Source organism: Paraburkholderia nodosa, from assembly GCF_001718195.1.
GTDB lineage: Bacteria > Pseudomonadota > Gammaproteobacteria > Burkholderiales > Burkholderiaceae > Paraburkholderia > Paraburkholderia nodosa_A.
Genome location: NZ_MCNV01000008.1, coordinates 186,918 through 212,100, shown reverse-complemented (window position 1 = coordinate 212,100; position 25,183 = coordinate 186,918). Strand labels below are relative to the sequence as shown.

At 65.3% G+C, this 25,183-nt stretch carries 22 protein-coding genes; 10 read left to right on the top strand and 12 right to left on the bottom strand.

Annotation, left to right across the window (positions count from 1 at the left end; translation table 11 throughout):
* Positions 1-146: 146 nt before the first annotated feature.
* Positions 147-458 (bottom strand): GIY-YIG nuclease family protein, encoded by a 312-nt coding sequence (locus BFD71_RS16620; protein WP_069265411.1) that lies wholly within the window; start codon positions 456-458, stop codon positions 147-149.
* 252 nt (positions 459-710) lie between these two features.
* On the opposite strand from BFD71_RS16620, the gene BFD71_RS16615 reads away from it, so the two are divergent.
* The 3 genes from BFD71_RS16615 to BFD71_RS16605 are packed head-to-tail and all read left to right on the top strand — an operon-like array spanning position 711 to position 4,413.
* Positions 711-2,228 carry a CHASE2 domain-containing protein gene (locus tag BFD71_RS16615; protein WP_069265410.1) on the top strand — a complete coding sequence of 506 codons (1,518 nt, stop codon included), beginning with the start codon at positions 711-713 and terminating at the stop codon, positions 2,226-2,228.
* A 41-nt stretch (positions 2,229-2,269) separates the two neighbouring features.
* Positions 2,270-2,659, top strand: coding sequence for a hypothetical protein (locus BFD71_RS16610; RefSeq protein ID WP_069265409.1), 390 nt, complete (start codon positions 2,270-2,272; stop codon positions 2,657-2,659).
* The gene (locus BFD71_RS16605) at positions 2,656-4,413 is read left to right on the top strand and encodes a M48 family metalloprotease (protein ID WP_069265408.1); all 1,758 of its coding nucleotides are present in this window, start codon (positions 2,656-2,658) and stop codon (positions 4,411-4,413) included. Before BFD71_RS16610 ends, BFD71_RS16605 begins: the two co-directional genes overlap by 4 nt.
* Before the next feature lie 30 nt (positions 4,414-4,443).
* Here BFD71_RS16605 and BFD71_RS16600 read toward each other — a convergent pair whose 3' ends face one another.
* Positions 4,444-5,616, bottom strand: coding sequence for a GNAT family N-acetyltransferase (locus BFD71_RS16600; protein ID WP_069265509.1), 1,173 nt, complete (start codon positions 5,614-5,616; stop codon positions 4,444-4,446).
* 228 nt (positions 5,617-5,844) lie between these two features.
* On the opposite strand from BFD71_RS16600, the gene BFD71_RS16595 reads away from it, so the two are divergent.
* Positions 5,845-7,956, top strand: a complete 2,112-nt coding sequence (locus tag BFD71_RS16595) for an NAD(+) synthase (RefSeq protein WP_069265407.1) — start codon at positions 5,845-5,847, stop codon at positions 7,954-7,956.
* 75 nt (positions 7,957-8,031) lie between these two features.
* Entirely contained in the window at positions 8,032-8,370 is a 339-nt protein-coding gene (locus tag BFD71_RS16590; RefSeq protein WP_027795598.1) for a P-II family nitrogen regulator, read from the top strand.
* 176 nt (positions 8,371-8,546) lie between these two features.
* Here the strand turns inward: BFD71_RS16590 and BFD71_RS16585 are convergent, their stop codons facing one another.
* The 5 genes from BFD71_RS16585 to BFD71_RS16565 form a co-directional block, all read right to left on the bottom strand.
* The gene (locus tag BFD71_RS16585; protein ID WP_069265406.1) at positions 8,547-9,722 is read right to left on the bottom strand and encodes a porin; all 1,176 of its coding nucleotides are present in this window, start codon (positions 9,720-9,722) and stop codon (positions 8,547-8,549) included.
* Positions 9,723-10,301: 579 nt separating this feature from the next.
* Positions 10,302-11,084, bottom strand: coding sequence for an ABC transporter ATP-binding protein (locus BFD71_RS16580; RefSeq protein WP_069265508.1), 783 nt, complete (start codon positions 11,082-11,084; stop codon positions 10,302-10,304).
* Positions 11,085-11,114: 30 nt separating this feature from the next.
* Positions 11,115-11,837, bottom strand: coding sequence for an ABC transporter permease (locus tag BFD71_RS16575; RefSeq protein WP_069265405.1), 723 nt, complete (start codon positions 11,835-11,837; stop codon positions 11,115-11,117).
* Positions 11,838-11,856: 19 nt separating this feature from the next.
* Positions 11,857-12,546 carry an ABC transporter permease gene (locus tag BFD71_RS16570; RefSeq protein WP_028207717.1) on the bottom strand — a complete coding sequence of 230 codons (690 nt, stop codon included), beginning with the start codon at positions 12,544-12,546 and terminating at the stop codon, positions 11,857-11,859.
* A gap of 254 nt (positions 12,547-12,800) precedes the next feature.
* Entirely contained in the window at positions 12,801-13,577 is a 777-nt protein-coding gene (locus BFD71_RS16565; protein ID WP_069265507.1) for an ABC transporter substrate-binding protein, read from the bottom strand.
* Between the two features lie 434 nt (positions 13,578-14,011).
* On the opposite strand from BFD71_RS16565, the gene BFD71_RS16560 reads away from it, so the two are divergent.
* Positions 14,012-14,710 (top strand): pirin family protein, encoded by a 699-nt coding sequence (locus BFD71_RS16560; protein WP_069265404.1) that lies wholly within the window; start codon positions 14,012-14,014, stop codon positions 14,708-14,710.
* A 119-nt stretch (positions 14,711-14,829) separates the two neighbouring features.
* Here the strand turns inward: BFD71_RS16560 and BFD71_RS16555 are convergent, their stop codons facing one another.
* Complete coding sequence (locus tag BFD71_RS16555) at positions 14,830-15,399, bottom strand: periplasmic heavy metal sensor (RefSeq protein WP_069265403.1); 570 nt, start codon at positions 15,397-15,399, stop codon at positions 14,830-14,832.
* Positions 15,400-15,633: 234 nt separating this feature from the next.
* Between BFD71_RS16555 and BFD71_RS16550 the strand changes: the two genes are divergently transcribed.
* Together BFD71_RS16550 and BFD71_RS16545 are read left to right on the top strand one after the other, a co-directional pair.
* Positions 15,634-16,365 carry a response regulator gene (locus BFD71_RS16550; protein WP_028207713.1) on the top strand — a complete coding sequence of 244 codons (732 nt, stop codon included), beginning with the start codon at positions 15,634-15,636 and terminating at the stop codon, positions 16,363-16,365.
* Positions 16,349-17,665 (top strand): ATP-binding protein, encoded by a 1,317-nt coding sequence (locus BFD71_RS16545; protein ID WP_069265402.1) that lies wholly within the window; start codon positions 16,349-16,351, stop codon positions 17,663-17,665. Before BFD71_RS16550 ends, BFD71_RS16545 begins: the two co-directional genes overlap by 17 nt.
* A gap of 122 nt (positions 17,666-17,787) precedes the next feature.
* Here the strand turns inward: BFD71_RS16545 and BFD71_RS16540 are convergent, their stop codons facing one another.
* Entirely contained in the window at positions 17,788-18,054 is a 267-nt protein-coding gene (locus tag BFD71_RS16540) for a double-stranded DNA-specific endonuclease (protein ID WP_028207711.1), read from the bottom strand.
* A 177-nt stretch (positions 18,055-18,231) separates the two neighbouring features.
* A complete protein-coding gene (locus BFD71_RS16535) occupies positions 18,232-19,911 on the bottom strand; it encodes a GGDEF domain-containing protein (protein ID WP_069265401.1) in 1,680 nt (559 codons plus the stop codon).
* A gap of 766 nt (positions 19,912-20,677) precedes the next feature.
* Between BFD71_RS16535 and BFD71_RS16530 the strand changes: the two genes are divergently transcribed.
* Positions 20,678-22,441, top strand: a complete 1,764-nt coding sequence (locus BFD71_RS16530; protein ID WP_069265400.1) for an ABC transporter permease — start codon at positions 20,678-20,680, stop codon at positions 22,439-22,441.
* Between the two features lie 40 nt (positions 22,442-22,481).
* Positions 22,482-23,831 (top strand): ABC transporter ATP-binding protein, encoded by a 1,350-nt coding sequence (locus tag BFD71_RS16525; RefSeq protein ID WP_069265506.1) that lies wholly within the window; start codon positions 22,482-22,484, stop codon positions 23,829-23,831.
* Between the two features lie 83 nt (positions 23,832-23,914).
* On the opposite strand, the gene BFD71_RS16520 is transcribed toward BFD71_RS16525, so the two are convergent.
* Both BFD71_RS16520 and BFD71_RS16515 read right to left on the bottom strand, forming a co-directional pair.
* A complete protein-coding gene (locus BFD71_RS16520) occupies positions 23,915-24,472 on the bottom strand; it encodes a hypothetical protein (RefSeq protein ID WP_069265399.1) in 558 nt (185 codons plus the stop codon).
* Positions 24,473-24,477: 5 nt separating this feature from the next.
* Positions 24,478-24,990 carry a hypothetical protein gene (locus BFD71_RS16515; protein ID WP_069265398.1) on the bottom strand — a complete coding sequence of 171 codons (513 nt, stop codon included), beginning with the start codon at positions 24,988-24,990 and terminating at the stop codon, positions 24,478-24,480.
* Positions 24,991-25,183 lie beyond the last annotated feature (193 nt).

Sequence of the window (25,183 nt, the reverse complement as noted above, 5' to 3'; positions counted from 1 at the left end):
CTTCGGCTTGCGAGGTGAAATGAGAGCGCACGCCGGGGGCTAAGACCGGCGTCTTGTGAGCAATAACGGCGAGGGCTGCGGCGGCTTTAGGCTTTAGACGGCGTGTTCGATGAAAAGAGCAAACGCTCTTGCCGCGAGGCGTTTGCTCAATCCGGCGCTGCGGTTTCCGGGGCCGTTTCCGGGGGCGGCGGGGGCAGGACCGATTCGAGCGTGCGCGCGCCGGCCGCGAGCGCGCGCTTTTCGCGTGGGGTGAGGCGCTTGACCCAGTACTCGGCGCTCGAGGCGCGCGCACGGTCGGCGAACTCGAATTGCGCGAGCACCTGCACCGGCTTGCGCGAGCGCGTGTAGCGCGCGCCCGTGCCGCTCGCGTGCTGGGCGAAGCGGGCGGCGACGTCGACGGCGATGCCCGTGTAGACGCTGCCGTCGGCGCATTCGAGCATGTAGAGGAACCACGGCATAGAGGGGGAAAAGCGCACGGCGCGTATCAGGGTGGGCGAGCGTGAGTGTCCCACAGTTCGCGGCGCATGCTAAGTCCCGTCAGATCGGCTGGAGGGCAGATTGTCGCACCGCACCCGGCTAAAGTTTTACGGTAAGGCGGCCGTAATGCAGTCGAGAGCAGTGTTCGCCGGTTGCGTCGCGCTGGCCGAGCAACTGAAAGGAACGCGCGGGCGGCCGCGGGATATTCGAAGAAGAAGCAGTCAATAACGAGAATGAATGTACTGGTACGGGGGGCGCGCGCGCTGAAGAGGCGGCTCGCCGCGGCACTTTTCAATCGCACGATACTGCAGGGGCTTCTCGCCATCGTATTCGGCATTGCGGCCGCGCTCGTGCTGCCCCAACTGTTCGGTGAGGAGTTCGCCACGCGCAAGGCCGCGAGCGTTTATGCGCCTGTCGCGGGGCAGGCCTACGGTAACGGTTCACGCGACGCGATTTCCGTCCTGGTGATCGACGATGCCTCGCTCGCGCAAGCTGGACAGACCTGGCCCGCAAGCTACGGTTACTATACCCGGCTTCTCGATGCGTTACAGGGCTACAAGCCGCGCGCCGTATTCTTCGACATCATGTTCCGGGATCCTCGTCCCGACCCGACGCTCGCTTTGTTCGCGCAGCGCCTGTGCAAGCTGCGCGCCGGCGGCACGAGAGTCTATCTTGCGGGAACGCCCGACGCCGCTGGCGTATTGCGCGTGCGTCCGGGCCTCGATGAGTTGCGAGGGCGTTGCTTCGAGACGGTCTCGATCACGTTCAGGCCCGACGAAGTCGACAAGCTCGCGTGGTCGTATCCGCTCGAAACGCACAGCAGTAGCAACCCCGTTCGGCGCAGCGCCGCGCTCGCGATTTACGACGACCTCGCGAAGGAACCGGTTGCCAATGCAAGCGCGCCGATGGCGCTCTCGTGGGGGCTCTCGCCTGCGTCAGACGGCCTACGCTTGCTTGCCCCGGTTTCGGCCGAGGAGGGGAACGACGCGCCAGAGAGTCACGAAGCATATTGCCGCACTGACCATGGCTTGCTTGAAATCGCGCCGTTCGGTTTGCGCGAATGGCTTTTTCACGACGCGGAGAAGCCGGTCTGTGTTTACCACGAAACAGTTTACGGCTACGACTTCGCAAACGCCGACGACGTTGGCGAGACTGTGCTCAAGCGCGCGCTGACCAATCGCGTCGTCATGATCGGCACCGCGCGCGAGTATTCGAACGACTTTGTGATCTCGCCGATTCACGGGCGCGTTCCAGGTGTCTACCTCCACGCGATGGCGTTCGACAATCTCTTGACCTACGGCTCACGCTACAAGCACGCCACGGCACTCGCGCTGCGCGCCGACCGCGATCATGTGCACCTGTTCATTCTGGTTGTGGGCGGGCTGTTGGCAGTGGTGGCGGTGCGCGTGGCGAAAAACCGCATGCGTAAGAGGGTAGAGCGCGAGCACCTACGTGGACCCATGCGCTGGGTTGCACGGCGCGCGGGCGAATCGGTCTCCTGGTTCGTCAAGTGCACGCTCGAGATCGCTGCGTCGCTCGCACTGGTCGCTGTGCTGCTCTATTTCGGCCAGTCCGTGCTGAACATGGGCTTTCTCAGCATCATTGATATCGCGGTGTTCGCGCTCGCGGCGGAATGGTTCGAGTGGAACGAGAAGCTAGTCATTTGGCTGTTCGGTCCGGAGAGAGAATCAGGGGAGGATGAGGGCGCGAACGCGCAAGACGCCGCTAAAGAGCAATGTCAGCAAGACTAAATAGGCCAACAAGCAAACCATAACGTAAACGGGGAATGAACATGAAGCAAAGCCGCGAACTGGACCTTATGCCTACACTCGCGCGCCGCGGGGCGAGTATTGCGCTGCCGCTCGCGATCGCAGTTGCCGCTGCGTGGACTGCACCCGCTATGGCGGCCCAGTCGATTGTGAGCGCAAAGAGCGACCCGCTGCCACTCTACGCTGCCCCCGTCCCTGCGACGCCCGTGAGCTCGGCGCATGCGAGCGGGCTGCCCTGGACAGTGCTCGAAGAGAACTCGGGCTATTACCGCGTGAAACTGGGTGGCAAGGACTACTGGGTGGACTCGATGAACGTGCGTGCGAGCCAGATTGTGAGGGCGAACTGCGAGAAGACCGCGGGGGGCGCGCAGAGCGCGGGCGATCTCGGCTCGTCGACGAACCGTTGCCAATGAGGCCGCCATTCGCACGTGCGGCGGCGGCTTGCTCCGCTGCGCTCGCACTCGCTGCCTGCGCGAACTTGCCGGTGCCCGCCAGTCTCGCGTCACTTTCGTCACTCGCTCCTGGCGCGCCTGAGAAGCCTGTCATCAAGATCGCGGGCGAGTTGCCGCCGCCGCCCGCGCACACCTGGCCCGACGCGAAGCAGGACCTCAACGACCATCGTGCTGATGGCTGGGGCCTCGTATCCATGCCGGAATTGGAGCAATACCTCAACGCGCTGTTACAGAAGATCAAGGTGACGACCGGTACAGCGGACTGGCCCGTCACGGTGCACATCACGTCGGACACATCGCTCAATGCGAGTTCGACGGCGGCGGGCAACATCTACGTTCCGCTTGGCTGGATCATGTCGGCGCAATCCGAGGACGAGATTTTTGCAATCCTCTCACACGAATACGGCCACATCTACCTGAACCACTACGCGCTGTACGACGTGCGCAACGCGGGCGACGCTTCTGCAATTCTTGCAGGCGTGACATGGTCGGTCGTGAACCGCAATGTCGTCGATCGCGGCTGGAACGGCCTCGACAAGATCATGCTCGTGCAGAGCATCGGAACGACTGTACTCATGCCGGCCTGGCAGCGCAGCATCGAAGAGCAGGCTGACCTCTTCGGAGCGACCGTAAGCTTGCGTTGCGGTTACTCGTACATCTATGGGTTCAAGGCGTTTCTTGAGCGCATCGACACCTACGACACCGAGGCACGCGAGCGCGATGAGAAGTTGCAGAAGGCCCAGGACGACGCGATGCACGAGAAGATCCGCGCCGACACGCTCGCCAGGATCCCTAAGGGCTCTGTACCGATGGCTAGCGCGCCTGCGAGCGGAGCGAGCGCTACTGCTGTTGCAGCGGCAGCAGCGCCGATGTCTGATGCGCAGCCGTCGGGCCCCGCGCAGGCCCTGCAGGGTATCAACGACGCACTTGCGAAGCTCAACGACGCACTGACACAAGGGCAGGTGAGCCTGAACACCGGCGCCTACGACGCGCAGCGCGCATTGGACCGTGCGCTGGCAAAAGGTATGGCGTCACTGCGTGACACGCACCCGGAGGGTGCTGCGCGTGAGGACGACCTTAGCAAGGCCGTGGAGGGTCTGATCGCGGGCAAGCGTCCGCCGGCGACGACGGCGCCGTGGGAAGCCGCGCGTAAGCAGCGGCACACGAAGGAGGTGCTCGCACACTACGCGATGTTGAGCGACATCGACATGCTGGAGGCACAGCATCGCTATGTCGAGGCTTACCGGCTTGCGCAGAGGGCGGCTTCGGGCGCCACGGCGAACGACGCCGCGCCAGACTACTATCTCGCCAATTTGTTGGCACTTTCACATGCGCGCTCGAGCGAGACGCCGGGGCAGATTCTCGCCCGCAACCAGAAGGCGCCAGAGCGGTCGTGGCGTGTGCAGGTGCAACTCGCCGATGCAATGGCGGCCAGCAACCGCGCGCAGGCACGTGCGTTTCTCGAAGGGCAGTTCGCCTGGTTCGGGCAGGCGCCACAAACGTGGCCCGACATGATCGCGTTCTATCGCGATACTGGCGACGTGCAGCGCGGCAAGCAGATGGCGCTCGCCTGCGGGATCAACTTCGCCAACTACCGCGCCGCGTGCTCGAATGCGAGCATGACGCCGGCAGAACTCGCGCAGATCAAGGCGAAGACGGACGCGCACGCGAAGATGATCGTCGACAACGTCTCGCACCGCTGGTTCAGGCAATAGCCGGCGGGGCGTCTGTTTCGCGCGGAAGCTTCACGCTCGAAAAGGATTGCGCTCATTGAGTTCGTGCATGTAGGCGTGAATATGATTCGTCTCGCTCTCGAGAAAGCGCGCGACGGCATCCGAGAACGCCGGATGGGCGAGCCAATGCGCCGAGCGCGTGGCGGTGGGCAGGAAACCGCGCGCCATCTTGTGTTCGCCTTGCGCGCCGCCTTCGAACACGTCGAGCTTTTCCTCGATGCAGAATTCGAGCGGCTGATAATACGCGGTCTCGAAGTGCAGGCAGGGCACGTGTTCGAGCGCGCCCCAGTAGCGGCCATAGAGCGTGCCGCCCTGGCCATTCTCACCGCGCTGCCAGACCACGAGCGAACTCGCGATCGGCTTGCCTTCGCGCTCGGCGATCACGAGCAGCAGATTCTCCGGCATCGTCTCGCCGATCATGCGAAAGAAGTCGAGATTCAGGTACGGCGAAGAGAAATGCTCGCGGTAGGTTTGCCGGTAGCAGCGACTGAAAAAGCGCCACTCGGTGTCGCTAATGTCCTCGCCGCGCACACGCCGCATCGTCACGCCCGCGTCGTGCACCTTGCGACGTTCCGCGCGGATGTTCTTGCGCTTCTTCTGTTCGAGAGTCGAGAGGAAGTCCTCGAAGTCGCGATAGCCGTCGTTGAGCCAGTGAAATTGCACGCCTTCGCGCTGCATCATGCCGAGGTCGGTCAGTGCCTCGGCGTCTTCGGTGGTCGGAAAGAGCACGTGCAGCGACGAGACGTCGGCCTGCTCGGCAAAGGCGAGCAGCGTCGCGGCCAGATGGCGGCGCGCGGTCGTGTCGGCGGCGATCAGGCGCGTGCCCTGCACCGGCGTGAACGGCACGGCGCACAGGAGCTTCGGGTAGTACTCGAGGCCGTTGCGCTTGTACGCGTCCGCCCAGGCCCAGTCGAACACGTACTCGCCGTACGAGTGGCCCTTCAGATACACCGGCGCGGCGGCGGCGAGGCGGCCCGTGCGCGCGTCGGTGAGCGTGACGAATTGCGCGGCCCAGCCCTCGTTCGGCGTGGTGCAGCGCGTGGCGTCGAGCGCCGCGAGGAATTCGTGGCGCAAAAAGGGCGTAGGCTGCGCCTGACGCGCGAGCAGCGCGTTCCATTCGGCGGCGTCGACCTCGGACGGTGAGCCGAGGATGCCCGTGCGATAATCGAAATGTTCCTGTTTCATGCGTGCCCGTTGGCGTGGGATGCGGCTTGGGTCGTTCAGCAGCGCCTGCAGCGGCAAACGGTCATGGTAAAGCAAACGTCCCGAGCGGGTGAGGACCGCCGCGCTTCGTGCAGCGGCGTCAGCCAGGCAGCATCGAGCGGTTTCAAAGCGGCTTCAAGCGGCACCAGGCAGCCCAAACGTCAGAGCGCGCGCTTTCGTGCGCAGCGCGCCCGCCTCAAGGTTATCGAAATGAAAGAGCGCTTCTTCAATCTCTATACGCACGGCTTTGCGCGCGTGGCCGTGGGCGTGCCGCGCTGCCGTGTGGCCGATCCCGCATTCAATGCCAGCGAGACGCTCGCGCTCGCGCGCCAGGCCGCGGCGCGGGGCGCGGCGCTTGTCGCGTTCCCCGAGCTGGGGCTTTCGGCCTATACCTGCGACGACCTGTTCCATCAGCAAGCGTTGCTCGACGCCTGCGAGCGCGCGCTCGCGCAGATCGTCGAAGCGTCGGCCGCGCTGCCGCTCGTGATGATCGTGGGGCTGCCGGTGCGCGCGGGGCATTCGCTCTTCAACTGCGCAGCGGTCGTGGCGGGCGGGCGTGTGGCGGGCGTCGTGCCCAAGAGCTTCCTGCCGAACTACGGCGAATTCTACGAGCCGCGCCAGTTCAGCGCCGCCGATAGCGCGAGCACCGACACCGTGCGCCTCGCCGGCGCGGATGTGCCGTTCGGCGCGTCGCTGCTGTTCGAGGTGCCGCAGGTTGCGGGTCTGCGCTTTCACGTGGAAATCTGCGAGGACGTCTGGGTGCCGATCCCGCCGTCGTCGTTCGCGGCGCTCGCGGGCGCTTCGGTGCTCGTCAATCTTTCGGCGTCGAACGTCGTGGTGGGCAAGGCGGGCTACCGGCAGCAACTGGTCTCGCAACAGTCGGCGCGTTGTCTTGCCGCGTATCTGTACACCTCGGCGGGCAAGGGCGAATCGACCACCGACATGGCCTGGGACGGCCACGCGCTCGTGTGCGAAAACGGCGAGCTGCTCGCGCAGTCGGAGCGTTTCTCCGACGACTCGCACCTCATCTTCGCCGATGTCGATCTCGCGCGGCTGCAGCAGGAGCGCATCCGCCAGACCACGTTCGGCGATTCGATCCGCCGCCACGCCGGTGAAGTCGCGAAGTTTCGCGTGATTTCGTGCGAGCTGGCGGGCGAGGGCGCATGGCAGCGCGGCACGCTCGCGCTCTCGCGCCGCGTGGAGCGCTTCCCCTATGTGCCGGCCGACCCGAAGCGGCGCGACGAGCGCTGCAACGAGGTCTACAACATCCAGGTGCAGGCGCTCGTGCAGCGGCTTTCGCAGGCGGGCATCAAGAAGGTGGTGATTGGCGTCTCGGGCGGGCTCGACTCCACGCATGCGCTGCTCGTGTGCGCGAAGGCGATGGATCGCCTCGGGCTGCCGCGCGCGAACATTCTCGCGTACACCATGCCTGGTTTCGCCACGAGCGAGCGCACGCTGCGCCAGGCGCGCGAGCTGATGGCGCTCGTGGGCTGTACGGCGCGCGAAATCGACATTCGCCAGAGCTGCATGCAGATGCTCGAAGACCTCGGCCATCCGTACTCGGAAGGCAAGCAAGCCTACGACATCACGTTCGAAAACGTGCAGGCCGGCGAGCGCACGAATCACCTGTTCCGCCTCGCCAACTTCAATCACGCGATCGTGATCGGCACGGGCGATCTCTCCGAGCTCGCGCTCGGCTGGTGCACATACGGCGTGGGCGATCACATGTCGCACTACAACGTGAATGCGAGCGTGCCGAAGACGCTCATCACGCACCTCGTGCGCTGGGTGGCCGAAACGGGCCAGATTGGCCAGAACGGGGAGAGCGGCCGCGACGTGCTCGAAGCGATTCTCGCCACCGACATCAGCCCGGAGCTGATCCCCGGCAAGTCCGATGGCGCGCCCGAGCAGAAAACCGAGAACACGATCGGCCCCTACGAGCTGCAGGACTTCAACCTCTACTACACGCTGCGCTTTGGCTTCGCGCCTTCCAAGGTCGCGTTCCTCGCGCGCCACGCGTGGGGTGACCGCGAAGCGGGTGCATGGCCCGAGAACGCGAAGGTCGCGCGCAATCAGTACGATCTCGCGTCGATCAAGCGCAATCTGCGCATATTCCTCGACCGCTTCTTCCGCCAGAGCCAGTTCAAGCGCACCTGCATTCCGAATGCGCCGAAGGTCGGCTCGGGCGGCTCGCTCTCGCCGCGCGGCGACTGGCGTGCGCCCAGCGATTCGGAGTCGGTGGTCTGGCTCGCCGATCTGGAGCGCGTGCCCGACGAAGCGGGCGGGTCGAGCGCGGCGCCTGCGGGCAAGCCCTCGGCGTGAGCCCCGGCCGCACAGCGTAGAATCCCGATATGTTCCGAAATTTCCGACAAATCCGATAACGAGACGAGGTTCGCCATGAAACGCATTACTGCCGTGATCAAACCGTTCAAGCTCGACGAAGTACGCGAGGCGCTCGCCGAAGTGGGCCTCACGGGCCTGACCGTCACCGAGGTCAAGGGCTTCGGCCGCCAGAAGGGCCACACGGAGCTTTACCGCGGCGCCGAGTACGTGGTCGACTTCCTGCCAAAGGTGAAGATCGAGGTGGTGGTCGCGAACGACCAGGCCGACCAGGTGATCGACGCGATCATCGGCGCGGCGCGCACCGGCAAGATCGGCGACGGCAAGATCTTCGTGACCGACGTGGAGCGCGTGATCCGCATCCGCACGGGCGAGGAAAACGAAGCGGCGGTTTGAGGCCGGGCGCCTTCGAAGCACCTGATGCACCAATAGAAAAGGGGACGGCGCCGCTCGCGCGGCCCGTCCCCAGAATAAAAAACGGTGCGATACCCTTTCGGACATCGCACCGATACGCGCCTCTCGCAGCAGCGTGAAAACGTCGATGTAGCTGTTCTTTCTACACTCGTTTCGAATTAGAACGAGTGCTGGATACCTGCGTACACGCCAACCTGGCTGTGGCCCGGAACCGGGTTGCCCGTGCTTGCAGCCGTACCGAAGTTGTTGGCGTTCAGACCGAAGTTGGCCGTCTTGCTGTTCTGCACCGTGCCTGCCTGGATGTCGAGCAGCGTGCGCTTGGACAGGTTGTACGAGCCGCCGATCGTGTACAGCGTGGCGTTGCCGCCGCCGTTGTTCGCGTTGACGTGGTAGACCGCTGCGATCAGCGCTGCAGCCGGCGTCATTTGCCACGTCACACCGCCCCACTCGTGGTCGAGCGTGGTCGGCTGGCCGATGATGCCCGGATTCATGCCCGACGAACGGATGGCTTCGTAGCCGCCCTGAACCTTGAACGCGCCGAGGAACAGGTTGAACATGGCCATGTAATCGCGCGAGTAAGCGAACACGCCGTTGCCGTTACCTTGCGAGGTGGAGAGCGGCGTCTTCGTGCTGCCGTCCAGCGCGTTGTACAGGCCGCCCAGCTGACCATTGTTCGGATTGCGGATTTCGTCATACAGGCCGCGGATCTGGAACAACGAGCTCGTGTAGGTCAGTTGCAGGCCAGCTTCACGACCCGACGGCGTCGTGTTGTTGCCGTTCCAGTTCGTCGCGTTCGAGAACGCGTACTGGCCGTAGACGTCAAAGCCGAACCAGTTCGGCGACTGGTACGAAATGTTGTTGCTCGATTGCGGCCAGTTGCGGCCACGGACCATCGAGGCCGACGACCAGTTCGACTGACCGAACGGGTCGAAGTCCCAAATGCCGTTGGAGATGAACAGCATGCGGCCAGCGAGCAGCGTACCGAACTGGTCGTTCGCGACACCGATAGTCGCCCAGCGATTCCAGAGCGAGCCGGCCGAGCCGAGCGTGCCGTTGGCGGTGCTGAAGCTGCCTTCCAGGTGGAACAGAACCTTGTTGCCGCCACCGATGTCTTCAACGCCCTTCATGCCCCAGAGGCTGGTGCCCCAGTAGCCGCTCTCGAGCTGAACCTGGCTGGAGCCGTGGGTGGCTTGACCATTTGCGCCGCTGCCGGCACCAATGCCGTTCATATACGCCACACCCATGTCCAGGCGGCCGTAGAGCGTGACGCTGCTTTGTGCATGCGCGATCACGCCAGCCGACATCAATGCTGCGGCGAGCAAAGCTTTCTTCATCTTCTCCTCCATACCCTGTCAAAGAGTCAACCTTAGTACTGCGAAAGACGTCCGTGCGCTTGGCGGCGCTGCGAACAGAAATCGTCGCGTAAGGGAGAATTACCCCGAGGACCGGCGTACGGGCTGGTGCCGCTGCATGACCCGGGCTGGGTCGTCTTGCAGGTCCCCTGGTTGACTGGCATCTCCCGTTCTTTTTGAAGTGAAACTACTTTTAATGAACTTTGTTTTGCTACTTTGGTTACTAATTTAGCAAAAAAGGTCCGCGCTGGCGAACTAATTCGTGCTCGCACCCCGGGATGTCGTCAAATTGCAATATGGTCTTCCTGGATGGTGGTCAGAGAGGTACTACAACCAGGTCGAAACCCTTGTGGGACAAGGGACTCACGTCAATTGAATGGCTGAGTTCAGGATTGCCACTATTGACGGAAGATTTCGCAAGGAGTAATGCGAAAAACGCCGTTTTTAGGGCTAAACGGACGGCTTTTGGAGGATGAAAGTCCCAAAAAGAACAGGCGCTGTAAGCGCCTTGTAAAACTACTTTTGCTACATCGCCGAAAGGCGGCGACCCTGCGAGTCGTCTTATTTGAGGCTGCCTGAAAGGAACTGGCGCAGGCGCTCGCTCTTCGGATTGGCGAAGACCTCGGCCGGCTGGCCTTCCTCTTCCACGAGACCCTTGTGCAGGAACATGACGTGGTTCGAAACGTTGCGCGCGAAACCCATTTCGTGTGTGACCACGATCATCGTGCGGCCTTCCTCGGCGAGCTTCTGCATGACCTTGAGCACTTCGCCAACGAGTTCGGGATCGAGGGCCGAAGTGGGCTCGTCGAACAGCATCACGTCGGGGTGCATCGCGAGCGCGCGGGCAATCGCCACACGCTGCTGCTGGCCGCCCGAGAGGTGCGAGGGGTATTGCTTCTCCACGCGCGGCGCGAGACCGACCTTCTCCAGATAGGCGCGCGCGCGCTCTTCGGCGTCCTTGCGCGGCAGGCCCAGCACGTGCACGGGCGCTTCGATCACGTTCTCGAGCACCGACATGTGCGACCAGAGGTTGAAGTGCTGGAACACCATGGCGAGCTTGGTGCGCACGCGCTGGAGTTGCTTTGCGTCGGCGGGGTGCAGTGCGCCCGTGCGCTTGTCCGCGCGAGTGGCGACTTCCTCGCCATCCACCACGATTCGCCCTTCGTTGGGCTGCTCGAGGAAGTTGATGCAACGCAGCATCGTGCTTTTGCCCGAACCGGACGAGCCGATCACGCTGATCACGTCGCCGGCATTGGCCTTCAGGGACACGCCCTTGAGGACTTCGTTGTCGCCGTACTTCTTGTGGATGGAGTCGACGAACAGCTTCTGCTTCTGGGAATTCATCAATTGACCTTTAAACACGCCCTGGCGGGCTCACTTGCCTTGCGGTCGCAGGTACGCGAGCCAGCGGCGCTCTGCGCGGCGGAACAGCCACACGAGCGTGAAAGAAATGATCAGGTACAACAGCGCGGCGATGCCGAATGCGCCGAACGACTGATACGTCGCCGAGTTCACGTCGCGCGCGATCTTCAGGATGTCCGGCACGGTCGCCGTGAAGGCCACGGTCGTTGCGTGCAGCATCAGAATGACTTCGTTGCTGTAGTAGGGCAGGGCGCGGCGCAACGCCGAAGGCAGGATCACGCGGCGGTACAGCGTGAATTGCGACATGCCGTACGCGCGTGCAGCTTCGATCTCGCCGTAGGGCGTCGCCTTGATCGCGCCCGCGAAGATTTCGGTGGTATACGCGCAGGTGTTGAGCGTGAACGCCAGCAGCGTGCAGTTCATGCCGCTCCTGAAGAACGCGCTCGTGAGTTCGTGGTTGCGCACGATCTCGAGGCTGTAGAGGCCCGTGTAGCACAGCAGCAGCTGCACGTAGAGCGGCGTGCCGCGGAAGATGTACGTGTAGAGCCACACGAGGCCGGCGAGCCACCTCTTCTTCGACACGCGCGCCACGGCGAGCGGCACCGAGAGGCAGAAGCCGAGTCCGATCGAGATGACGAGCAGCCACAGCGTAATGGCCACGCCGCTGAAATGGTAGCCGTCGGAGAAGAGATAGTTGCGCCAGTACTGCTGGATCAGTTGGACGAAGTCTTGCATGGTCTTGGCCTCGCGCGATTCAGAGATCCGCCTTGCGCACACCGGTGGAGTAGCGCTTGTCGAGATACATCAGCACGAAGTTGGAGACCGTGGTGATGACGAGATAGATCGCGCCGGCGAGCAGCGTGAAGAAGAAGAAACGCAGCGTGCCCTTGCCGGCGTCCTGGCTAGCCTTCACGACGTCGGCGAGGCCGATGATCGAGACGAGCGCCGTGGACTTCACGAGCACCTGCCAGTTGTTGCCGATGCCGGGCAGTGCGAAGCGCATCATCTGCGGGAACATGATGCGAGTGAACACCTGCCAGCCCGTCATGCCGTAGGCGTGGCCCGCTTCGAGCTGGCCGCGCGGCACGGCGAGGAACGCACCGCGGAACGTCTCGGTGAAGTACGCGCCGTAGATGAAGCCGAGCACGACCACGCCCGCGAGGAACGGATCGATGTCGATCTGATCCCAGCCGAGCATGTCGGTGAGATTGTTCAGCCAGATCTGGATGCTGTAGAAGAGCAGCAGCATGAGCACGAGATCGGGCACGCCGCGAATGAGCGTGGTGTAGAGCGTGCCCGCGCCGTGCGCGACGCGGTTTTTGGAGAGTTTGGCCGCCGCGCCGATCAGCCCGAGCACGAACGAGAGCGCGAGCGACAGCACGGCGAGCTTGACGGTCTGCCAGGTGCCGGCGAGGATCAGCGGGCCGTAGCCTTGAAGAAACATGGGCAAGTCCTTGACGATGCGTTTCTCACACCGCGAAAGGCGCGGCTGTCTGCCGCGGTTCAAATCCGTTCATGGCCGCGCGGTTTATAGCCTGGTCGCGCGCGGCCGATGCAATTGCGCTCGTGAGCGCGCCTGTGACTGTATACGAAGCCCGGTGGCGGTCTATCGGGGAGCCCCCGGGGCTTTGATGTGTCGTGGCGCGAGGCGCGAGCGGTGGTGTCTCGTTGTTTATTTACCTGCGTGTGCTTTCCCGTTCACTTGCCTTTGTAGATATCGAAGTCGAAGTACTGCTTCGCGATCTTGTCGAACGTGCCATCGGCATGAATCGCGGCAAGCGCCGTGTCGAACTTCGCCTTCAGGTCGGCGTCGTCCTTGCGCAGGCCGATCGCGGTGCCGTCGCCGATCGTCGCCGGGTCTTCCACTTCCGGGCCCGCCCACGCGAAGCCCTTGCCGCGCGGCGTCTTCAGGAAGCCGAAATCCGCCTGAACCTCGTCTTGCAGCGTGGCGTCGAGGCGCCCGGCGATCAGATCCTGGTAGACCTGATCCTGATTCTGGTACGAGATCACGTTCACGCCCTGCGGCGCCCAGTGCGCCTTTGCGTACGCTTCCTGGGTCGAGCCCTGCTCGACGCCCACGTTCTTGCCCTTGAGCGAAGCCGGCGTGGGCAGAAGCGGCGAGCCCGTGCGCGCGAGCATGCGTGCGGGCGCATCGAACATCTTCGCGGAGTAGTCGATCTGCTGGGCGCGCTGCGGCGTGATGGTCAACGACGACACGATCGCGTCGAACTTGCGGGCCTTGAGCGCGGGGATAATGCCGTCGAGGTCGTTCTCGACCCAGACGCACTTCACGTTCATGCGCGCGCACAGGGCTTTCGTGAGGTCGACATCGAAGCCGACGATCTGTCCGTTCGGCGCTTTGGATTCGAACGGCGCATAGCTGGCGTCCACGCCGATGCGCACGGTTTTCCACTCTTTGGCGGCGGCGCTGCCTGCGATCAGGGCGAGCGCCACGCACACTGCAAACTTCTTCATCATTCTCCTGTCGAGCCGGAGCGAGTGCTTTTTTAGCACTGACTCCGTCCCATGCACGACTGATACGGGCGGCGCGGCGCGGTAGGGGCGCGCGGCCGACGCAAGGCGGACCGGCTCGTGGCCGTTGGCCGCCATTCTAGGTGATCAAAAATGCGGGTCGGAAAGCGCGACGCACTCCGGCCCCTGCGGCAGCGCGCGCTGGCGGGGCGGATAATCGCCACGGGGTGTCCACCCCGGGGCCATCAGGGCTCACGCCGGCCGAAAAGCGCGGTATTTTACCCGAAGCCGGGGGGCGTGCGGGTCTGACGCAGGGCGACGTCGGCAGCGCAGCGCATTGATGTTGCTGGTGAAACGATGCGGTGCGCCGCTGCGGATTGTGCAAGTGGGCCGCCGCCCTTACCTTCGGACATCGACATGATTGACCGGAGATTGCCATGCTGACTATCCGACGCGCCGACGAACGCGGCCATGCCAACCACGGCTGGCTCGACTCGTACCACAGCTTTTCGTTTGCCGACTATTTCGACGAAGCGCACATGCACTACGGTGCGCTGCGGGTGCTCAACGACGACCGCATCGCGGGCGGCCAGGGCTTCGGCGCGCACGGCCACCGCGACATGGAGATCGTGACCTATGTGCTTTCCGGCGCGCTCGCCCACCGCGACAGCATGGGCAACGGCTCGACCATCCGCCCCGGCGACGTGCAGCGCATGAGCGCCGGCACCGGCGTGATGCACAGCGAGTTCAACGGCTCGAAGGAAGAGGAAGCGCACCTGCTGCAGATCTGGCTGCTGCCGCGTGAGCGGGGCGGGGCGCCCGGCTACGAGGAGAAGCGTTTCGACGACGCCGACAAGCGCGGGCGGCTGCGCCTCGTCGCCTCGCCCGACGGGCGCGACGGCTCGGTGACCGTGCAGTCGGATGCCGCGATCTACGCGGCTCTGGTCGACGGCGAAGAGCGCGTCGAGTATTCGGTGCCTGCCGGGCGGCGCGTCTATCTGCATGTGGCGCGCGGTGCGCTCGACGTGAATGGCCAACGCCTCGAAGCCGGTGATGCCGCGATGATCGAGGCTGAGGCGGCTGTCGCGCTTGCAAACGGTGCCGCGGCCGAAGTGCTGCTGTTCGATCTCGCCTGAGCCGTTGACGGGCGGCGGCAAGCGGCCGCCCGCGCCATGAAAAAAAGCGCCGCGGGGTGCGAATCCCGCGGCGCTTTGTCGCGCCGCTTTGTCGCGCAATGCGCGCGCGCGTGTGCCGATTACTGCTGGGCGGCCGGTGCCGAAGCGCCGCCCTTGTGGTGCTGCTCCCAGCGCTCGCGCATCTGCTCGTGGCGCTGCTCCATCTTCGCGAAGCGTTCCTTGATCGCCGTGCTCACGGTCGTCTTCTGCTGGTCGTTCAGGCCGTTGTAGAAGGCGAGCCACGCTTGCGTGGTTTGCTCGCGCAACTGCTGGTTCTGCTGCTCGACCTGCTCGTGCGCCGTGTGCATGGCGTTCAGGTCGAGGATCGGCTGGTTCTTCATCGAATCGAACTGCTGCTTCATCTGCTCATGATTCTTGCGCATGGCTTGACCGTTCTGCTTCATCGTGTCGAGCGCGGCCTGCCATTGCTTTTCCTGCGCGGCGTTCAGGTTCAGCTTGTCGTGCAGCTTCTTGAAGCCGAGCATGAAGTCGCCGTGCATGCCGGGGCCGTCATGCATGCCCGGAGCGCCGTGCATCATGCCCGGACCGCCCGGGGGCGGCGGGGTTTGGGCGTTGGCAGCGGTGGCGCCCAGGGTGAGCGCGAGCGAGGCAGCGGCGATAGCGAGAAGGCGCGAAGTCGTCTTGTACATGGTGATGCTCCTGACAAATCCATGAGGGTTTTATCCGGTCTGGCGCGGCGCTTTCGGAAAGTGGTGGCGCTCGCAACCGGTGTCCCTAGCGTATCGACCGGGCAGCCAGCGCGTGTTACGCGGCGGGGCGCCGAGATTACGCGACATTACACGCGCCTTTCGCGGTAACACCTCGTAACCCAGCTGGAAGAGCTGTAAGCAAACGGCCCGTGCGCGCGCGTTACACTTCATCCCATGGCTACTCAAATCCTTGTCGTCGACGACGACCTCGAACTACGCGACCTCCTGCGCGACTATCTCGCGCGCCAGGGCATGGAAGTCTCGGTGCTGCACGACGCCGGCTCGCTGGAGCGGCGGCTCGAGCGCGAGCGCCCGGACCTGATCGTGCTCGACCTGATGATGCCGGGCGTGGACGGCCTGACCGCGCTGCGCAAGCTGCGCGCAGCCGGCGACGACATCCCCGTGATCATGCTGACGGCGCGCGCGGACGACGTGGACCGCATCGTCGGCCTCGAACTGGGCGCGGACGACTACCTCGGCAAGCCGTTCAACCCGCGCGAACTGCTCGCGCGCGTGCAGGCGGTGCTGCGCCGGCGCCGCACGGTGCCTTCGGCCGCGGCGCCCGAGCAGCGCGAGCCGTACGCGTTCGGCCGCTTCACGCTCGACTTCCAGTCGCGCACGCTGCAGCAGGAGGGCAAGCCCATCATGCTGTCGGGCAGCGAGTTCGCGCTGCTGAAGATTTTCGTGAATCACCCCATGCGTACGCTCACGCGCGAGCGCCTGCTGGAATTGCTGCACGGTCCCGAGTACGACGGCACCGACCGCGGCATCGACGTGCAGGTATGGCGTCTGCGACGCATTCTCGAAAGCGACCCGTCCACGCCGCGCTTCATTCAGACCGTCCGCGGGCGCGGCTACGTGTTCGTTCCCGACGGAGAGCAGGGCAACCATGCGCCAGCCGGTTGATTCGCTGTTCGGGCGCCTCGCGGTCATCTTCATCGGCGTTCTACTGGTGTCGCATGTCGCGTGGTTCACGCTCATGCGCGTCGAACACAATCAGATGCAAACGCGCTACGCCGTCGAGGAAGCGACCTTCCTCGTCGACGCGGTGCGCCAGCACGTCGAGCGCGAGCCCGACCAGCCGCTGCCTTCGCGCGTGCAACTCGTCGATCCGGCGAGTCCCGCCGTGCCGCCGGTCACCGACCGCATGCCCGAGCCGCTGCGCCATTTCATCGACGACGTGCGCGAACGCATGCCGCCTGGCACCGACGTGCGCGTCGGGCCGCCCGGCGGGCCGCCCACGCTCTGGGTGCGCGGGCCGCAGGACGCCCGCTGGATCGTGCTGCCGGGCCAGCCGCTGCGGATCATGCGGCCGCTCGACAAGTTTCTGCCTTGGGTCATCACCATTTTCGCCACCGCTGTGGTCGCCGCGCTCGTGGCCGCGTGGATGCTGCAACAGCCGCTGAGCGCGCTCGCGCAGGCCGTGGGGCGCTTTGGCCGCGGCGAGCCCGTGCCGCCCGTGCCCGAACGCGGGCCGCGCGAGCTGCGTCAGCTCACGCTGGGCTTTAACCAGATGGTCAAGGAAGTCGAGCGTACGGAGAAAGACCGCGCCGTCATGCTGGCGGGCGTGGCGCACGATCTCAAGACACCGCTTGCCCGGCTGCGCCTGCGCGCCGAAATGATGGACGAGCAAAAGGTGCGCGACGGCGTGGTGCGCGATGTCGAGTCGATGGCGCATATCGTCGACCAGTTCCTCGTGTTCGCGCACGACGGCGCCGATCGCAGCGAGCCCGTCGAGGTCGACGACCAGTGCGAGCGTATCGCGCGCAACCACCGCACGGCGAGCGGCGAGACGATTGCGATCGAAACGCGTCTGCGTGCGGGTCCGGAGTTTCGCCTGCCTGCGGCCACGCTCGAACGCGTGGTCTCGAACCTGCTCGACAACGCGCATGCGTACGGCGCACCGCCTGTCGTGATCGAGAGCGAGCGCGGCGCGACGGGTTTTTCGCTCACCGTGCGCGACCACGGCAAGGGCATCCCCGACCAGGAGCTGACGCAGGCGAGCCGGCCGTTCGTGCGCCTCGACCCGGCGCGCGGCGGCAACGGCCACAGCGGCCTCGGCCTCGCGATCGTCGAGCGGCTCGTGCGCCGCGCGGGCGGCGAGCTTTCGATCGGCAACGGCGAGAGCGGCGGGCTCGCGGTGCGCATGACGTTTGCGTTCGACGTGGTGGAGCGCACCGTCACGGAGGCGGCGCAGATCTGGTAAATCGCGCTGGAATGGTTTGGCGCAGGCCCTCAGCGAACGGGCGGGGCATGGCCGGATGGGCTCGCCCAAAGGCGCCGGCACAGCGACGCCAGGTTCAGCCAGGTCAGGTTTGGCGCAGCCGCTCAGGCCGTAAAGAGCGTATCGAGCGCGGCGGCGGCCTCGTTGTCCACCGTGTTGTAGGTCACGGTGTCGGCCTCGAAGATGTAGTGCGTGGTGTACTTGCCGAGGCGGGCAAGAATCTCTTCCTGAATCAGCTCGGGCGTGGCGTCGAGTTTCAGGTACCACGCGGTCGATGACAGGCGCGTCTGGAACGCGCCGTACTCGACCATCAACTGGTCGAACGCGAGCGCATCCTGATCGCGGCAGACAATGACCAGATTTCCCTTCATGCATGCCTCCAGATTTGTGCGGAACACCGAAGTGACGCGGTTTGACTCATGCGCACCGTATGGACTGGCGCGCACCGTTCATCCCATGATACCGCGCCTCGCCGGTTGAGCCGGGCGAGCCCCGCAGCCTGGTACGGGCATCCCTCGTGTGATGGGTTGGGCAAGCTCGTTGCGCACTCACCAGGTCGGCGCCGCGGCGCGCGGCGGCACGACGCCCTCGGCCGTCATGGCCTCGCAACGGTCGCGCCCGGCCGCCTTCGCCATATAGAGCGCGAGGTCGGCGCGGCTCATCAGACGCTCGGGCTGATCCTGCGCGGCCGCAAGTTCGGTCACGCCGATGCTCACGCTCACGCTCGCTTCCTCGGGCAATTCCACGCAAATGCGTTTGCTCACCTGCTCGCGCAGGCGATCGAGCACCATGAGCCCCGTGGCAAGCGAGGTCGCGGGCAGCAGGATGCCGAACTCCTCGCCGCCCAGGCGTCCGACGGCGTCGTCGGCGCGCAGTTCGGCGCGGCAGGTCTCCACGAAATGCTGGAGCGCGCGGTCGCCCGCCGGGTGGCCGAAGCGGTCGTTGATCTGCTTGAAGTAGTCGAGGTCGGCAATCGCCATGCACAGCGGTTCGCCTGCCTCGTAGGCCGTGTCGATCTCGCGGCGCAGCAGGTCGAGGAAGTAGCGCCGCGAGAGCGCGCCGGTCAGGGCGTCGTGGCGCGCCTCGGCGGCGAGCAGGGCGTTCGCGGCCTGCAACTGCCCGGCGAGATCGCGGCTCGCGTGGTGCAGACGCCGCTCGCGCACCCACGACACCGAGATCACCGCCGCGAGCGCCGCGGTGCCCGCGAGCGTGAGGAAAATGAGGAGCCGGTCGCGCCGATGGTTCGCGATCAGCTCGGACCACGCATTGACCGGATCGACGAGGTGCGCCGAGAGCCCGGAGTTCAGGCCGCCGCGCTGCTCGTAGAGGGCAGGCGTGCGCTGGCCCGGCAAGGCGACCATTTGCGCGGCGTCGGCGCGCGGGATCCACGGTGCTTCGCTCAACACGGGTTTCGATGCCGAGCGCAGCTCGAGCGGCGCGAAGTGCTCGCGCAGATAGGTGTTCACGCGGTCCAGCGCATTCATTTCGGCGACGTGTGAGCCCGGCAGTGCGCGTCCTTCGAGCGCGCTGTCATGGGCCATGATGATGACGCCATTGTTGTCCGCGACGAAGGTGCCGGGGCGGGTGACCCAGTGGCGCAGCCGCGCGATGCTGACCTTCGCGACTACGGCGCCGACCAGCAGGCCGTCGTCATAGGCGGGCGCGGCGACGAAAATGCCTGGCTCGCCGCTTGCCGTGCCCACGCCGTAGGCCTCGGAAAACGCCCCGAGCAGCGTGTCGTTCAGATACGCGCGCGGACGCATGTCCACGCCGACGTAGGAGATTTTTTCGAGCGCATTGCTCGACGCGATGCAGATGCCGTTCGCGTTGACGAGCCAGATTGCATCGAGCCCGGAGAAGCCCTGGGCGTCGTGGAGGAAGCGGTCGACCCCGGCGAGCGCCGGCACGCCCTGCAGCTCCTTGCGCCGCGCCAGTTCCGTCGAATCGCTCGACGCGGCATAATGCGCGGCCCCAGTGAGCGCCTGCTGGACGACGCGGGTTTCGGCCATCGTCGCCGGAATGGCGCGCGACATGGCGAGGTCGCTGGCGATCACTTCGGCCATGTTGTCCACGACCGAGCGCATCATCTGGCGCTGTGCGGCGAGCGCGGCCTCGAACTCCTGGCGGACCATGCGGTCCGCGAGCCAGCCGGCCGCCGCCCAGCAGACGAGCGCGACCACCACGACCCCGAGGGGCCCGGCTGCCTGACGCAAGAGTCTCCTGTTCATCGGCCTTCTGGTTCGTGAGTGGTATTGAGGCGTGGGTGTCGGCGCCCGGGGCGTAGGAGCGCTACTGACGGAGCGTGTCGATTTTACCCCTCGAAACGGGGCTGGCGAGCCCGCTATCTAAGCGTCAGTGCGGCGTTGCGAGGCGGCGCGAGCGGGCGGCGGCGAGAGCGTGGACCGCTAACATGCAAGGCGCATGCCGTCAGCACGGCGACACGCGGCGATGAGCGGGGTCGACGGGGCGTTAAACGCGGTCGGCGCGGCTTCGCGTGAACGGTTCACGCGCGTGCCAGCGTGTGGTGCGCAAGCGACGCCCACTGGCGTTGGCGGCGCGAATGAGGCAAGCGCGGAGGCGGCCCCGGCGTCGTTGTGTCATCAAGGCGTCATCGATGCGTCATCACGATGACGTGCACATCCCGCGCGCGGCGCCTTCTGGAAGCTCTCCAGAAGGCCGGCGAAAGCGCCGCGAAAGCCCGTGTGGTCTGGCTTTCGAGGCGTGCCGGGCGCGGTTGTGAGTGTCATCGAGGTTGTAGTAGTGTCGTGCCGTTTCAGTCGAGGCAAGCCCCCCCGCCAGTTGCCAGCCGCAACTGCGGCGCGGGCGGTGCGTACCACCGCGGCATCGTCGCCGTGTCATCAACGCCAACGAAATTCTGAATCCATGCGCCTTGCCTTTGTCGATCCGCCATCCCCGCAGCTCGTGCAGTGCCTTTCCGGCGGCACGGACGTCAAGTCGTCCGCCTTTCTGAAACCCGGCGCGGAGGGCGTCTGAATGGAGTTCAGCTTCAACCTGAACCGCACGGCCAACGCCTCGGCGTGGCGCGTGCTGCCGAACCGCTGGGACTTCGTGGCGTTCCCGCTGATGATCGGCCTGATCGCGATGGCGGCCGTGGGCTTTCACGAAACGATGGCGCCCATTGCCACGTTGAAGGCGCAGCCCATCTCGCTCGATCCCGCGAACCTGCCCGAGTACGCCATGCGCACCACGCTGCGCATGCTTGCGGCGATGGTGGCCTCGCTCATCTTCACGCTCGTGTACGGCACGCTCGCGGCGAAGAGCCGCCGCGCGGGCCAGGTGCTCGTGCCGATTCTCGACATCCTGCAGTCGGTGCCGGTGCTCGGCTACATCTCGTTCACGGTCACGTTCTTTCTCGCGCTCTTTCCCTCGCGCGTGCTGGGGGCCGAGCTCGCGGCAATCTTCGCGATCTTCACGAGCCAGGCATGGAACATGACGTTCAGCTTCTACCAGTCGCTGCGCACGGTGCCGCGCGATCTGGACGAAGTCTCGCGCGGGTTTCATCTGACCGCATGGCAGCGCTTCTGGAAGCTCGAAGTGCCGTTCTCGATGCCGGGCCTCATCTGGAACATGATGATGTCGATGTCGGGCGGCTGGTTCTTCGTGGTGGCCTCCGAAGCGATCACGGTGGGCAACAACACGATCACGCTGCCGGGTGTCGGCGCGTATCTGGCCCAGGCGATCGCGGAAAAGAACCTGCACGCCGTGGGCTGGGTGATTCTCGCGATGGTCGTCGTGATTCTCGCCTACGACCAGTTCCTGTTCCGCCCGCTCGTCGCGTGGGCCGACAAGTTCCGCATGGAGAACACGAGCTCGGGCGACGCGCCCGAATCGTGGCTGCTCGATCTGATTCGCCGCACCCATCTCATTCATCAACTGCTCGTGCCGCTCGGCTGGCTCTTCGCCAAGGCTGCGCGCATGCCGATCAAGCTGCCGTCGTTTCCGAACGTGACGTTCGCGGCGCCCGTCGCGCGCGGCCGCCCCGGCTTGCGCGCACGCATTGGCGACGCCGTGTGGGCCGTGCTCGTGATCGCATTGACCGTGTTCGTCGTATGGCGCGTGGTGACCTTCGTACGCACGGGTGTGACGCTCGACGAAGTGTGGCACGTGCTCGGCCTCGGCTTCATCACGCTCTTTCGCGTGGTCTTGCTGATCGCTATCGCTTCGGTGATCTGGGTGCCGCTCGGCGTGCTGATCGGTCTGCGCCCGGCGCTCGCCGAGAAGGTGCAGCCGCTCGCGCAGTTCCTCGCGGCGTTCCCGGCGAACCTGCTGTTCCCGGTGTTCGTGATCGTGATCGTGCGCTTTCACCTGAACCCGGACATCTGGCTGTCGCCGCTGATCGTCCTCGGCACCCAGTGGTATATCCTGTTCAACGTGATCGCGGGGGCCAGCGCCTATCCGAACGACTACAAGGAAGCGGCGAAGAACTTCCGCATTCGTGGCTGGCAGTGGTGGCGTCAGGCCATGCTGCCGGGCATTTTCCCGTACTACGTGACGGGCGCCATCACGGCTTCGGGCGGCGCGTGGAACGCGAGTATCGTCGCGGAGTTCGTGCAGTGGGGCGACACGAAGGTCGTCGCGCACGGCCTCGGCGCCTACATCGCGCAGATGACGGCGGCCGGCGATTACCCGAAGATCATCCTCGGCATTGCCGTGATGTCGCTCTTCGTCACGCTGTTCAACCGCCTCTTGTGGCGCCCGCTGTACACGTACGCCGAGTCCCGTCTGCGGCTCGACTGATCGACGACTGATCGAACAACGAATGATCGAAGGTAACGCGATGCAAAACCCCAAGACGCTGAGCGCCGCGCACGGCGATGTGCAGACGGCCCCGAACCCGCCGCGCCTCGGCGAAGAAATTCTGAACGTGAAGGACGTGTGCCGGGGCTTCAAAAAGAACCAGGGCGAGCTGCTCGTGCTCGACGACGCCAACCTCCAGCTGCGCGAGGGCGAGATCGTCGGGCTGCTGGGCCGCTCGGGCTCGGGCAAGTCCACGCTGCTGCGCATCATCGCGGGCCTGATCTCGCCGACCTCCGGCGACGTCACCTGGCGCGGCAAGCCGCTCGAAGGGCCGGCCGAAGGCGTGGCGATGGTGTTCCAGACCTTCGCGCTGTTCCCGTGGCTCACGGTGCTGCAGAACGTGGAAGCGGGCCTCGAAGCGCAGGGCGTAGGCGCAGGCGAGCGCCGCGAACGGGCGCTGGCGGCCATCGACCTGATCGGTCTGGACGGCTTCGAAAACGCGTATCCGCGCGAGCTTTCGGGCGGCATGCGCCAGCGCGTGGGTTTCGCGCGCGCGCTCGTGGTCGACCCGATGCTGATGCTCATGGACGAGCCGTTCTCCGCGCTCGACGTGCTCACGGCCGAAACGCTGCGTACCGACCTGCTCGACCTGTGGACGCAAGGCCGCTTGCCGATCAAGTCGGTGCTGATTGTCACGCACAACATCGAAGAAGCGGTTTTCATGTGCGACCGCATCCTGGTGTTGTCGTCGAATCCGGGCCGCGTGGTGGCCGAGATCAAGGTACCGTTCAAACATCCGCGCAACCGTCTCGACCCGGCGTTCCGCAAGCTCGTGGACGACATCTACGCGAAGATGACCGCGCGTCAGACCGACGAGACGACCAGGAAGGGCCTCGAACTCGGCAGCTGGCTGCCGCGCGTGTCGACCAACCTGATGGCCGGTCTGATCGAAACGCTCGCGATGGCGCCGTATCACGGCCGCGCCGACATGCCGGAAATTGCGCGCTCGCTGCATCTCGAAGTGGACGACCTGTTCCCGATCGCGGAAGTGCTGCAGAACCTCGGTTTCGCCGACGTGCGCGAAGGCGACGTGCTGCTCACGCCGCCCGCGCGCGTGTTCGCGGAGTTCGGCACGCAGGAGCGCAAGATGATGTTCGCCGAGCATTTGCTGCGCCATGTGCCGCTCGCGGCGCGCATCAAGAAGGTGCTCAACGAGCGCCCGGGCCATCGCGCGCCGCGCGTGCGTTTCGAGCAGGAGCTGGAGGACTTTCTCTCCGATGGCGCGGCGGAAGAAACGCTCGACACCGTGATCGACTGGGGGCGTTATGGCGAGATCTTCTCGTATAACGACCAGTCGGAAATCTTCAGCCTCGAAGACGTGGAGTCCTGAGCGACGCGCTTTTCGCCAGGCATCAAGAGCGGTCGCGGGGTGCGTTCACCCGGCGACCGTTTTTCGTTTGCGGATGAGGCAGGCTATTGCAGCGTGCCCCAGCGCTCCACCGCGGGCTCGGCCGTCGCCCACTTCCAGCCCGACTGGTCCTGACAGGCGCTCGCGGTGAACCACTGCTCGGGCGCGTCGGCTTTCTCGCCGTCCTGCACCGAGAATACGAAGTCCTTGCACAGCGTGACGGCGTTGGCGAACGCGCGCGTCACGCGCACCTGGCCGTGGCCGTTCTCCACGGGCAAATCGTGCTTGATGCGCCAGAGGTCCATGCCGCCCACGGGCAGGCGGCCGGCTGTTTCGGCGATCAGTGCCTGCTGGTCCGCGTGCATGTTTTTCATGAAGCGGCCGACGGCTTCGTCGGTGGCCGCCTGCACGGCAATGCCTACGCCGATGCCCACGGCAGGATTCGCCGTGACGATGCCCGTTGCCGCCGCAGCCGCAGCGCCGCTTGCCGCGCCGATCGACGAGCAGCCGCTCGCCGCGAGCGCGATGCCCGCGCAGAGCGCGGCCAGCGCGATGAGCATCACGGGGCGAGCCGTCGACGACTCCGTTGCAACGTGCCGTAGGCGCTTCGCGCGCGCGTTCATGCCGTTCATTGCAGCGCACCCCACCGGGCGGTAGCGGGTTCGGCCGAGGCCCACTTCCAGTTGTCGCCGTCGCGGCACACCGATGCGACGAAGAACGCGCTCGAGGCGGGTTTGTCCTTCGTGGCCTCGTGGTCGACGGAGAACACGATCTCCTTGCAGTCGAGCGCACCGCTGCTGATCGTGCGGCTCACCGTGACGCGGCCGTGTTCGTCGTCCTCGATCGGGAACGAGTGCGTGATCGACCATGGCGCGACCGCGCCGACTGCGAGCGGGCCCGCCGCGTGGGCGATGCTGTTCTGGGTGTTGGTGTGGACGACGCGCTCGGAGTACTGCACGCCGGCCTTCGCCGCGGCCACGGCGCCAAGGCCGATGCCGGTCGCCACGGCGGCGTTGCTCGTCACTTTCGAGGCAACCGCTGCGCCGGCGATACCGGCGCCCGTTTGCGCGCCTTCGGAGTAGAGCGAACTGCACGCCGAGCACGCGAGGCTCGCCACCGTGGCGAGCAGCGTGAGCGACATGACGCGTCGCCGGGGAGGATGCGCGGAAGGGCGCGGGCTGCCGCCGGCAATCGTTTCCATGACCGCCGCTGACACCGATGGCGCAACGCGCGCCCGAGCACTTCGTTCTTGCATGATGATTCCCTGCCGCTAGCCGGATAGCGCCGCATTGCGCGGATATCCGGCATGTTTTGCTTACTTGACGTGCTGCGGA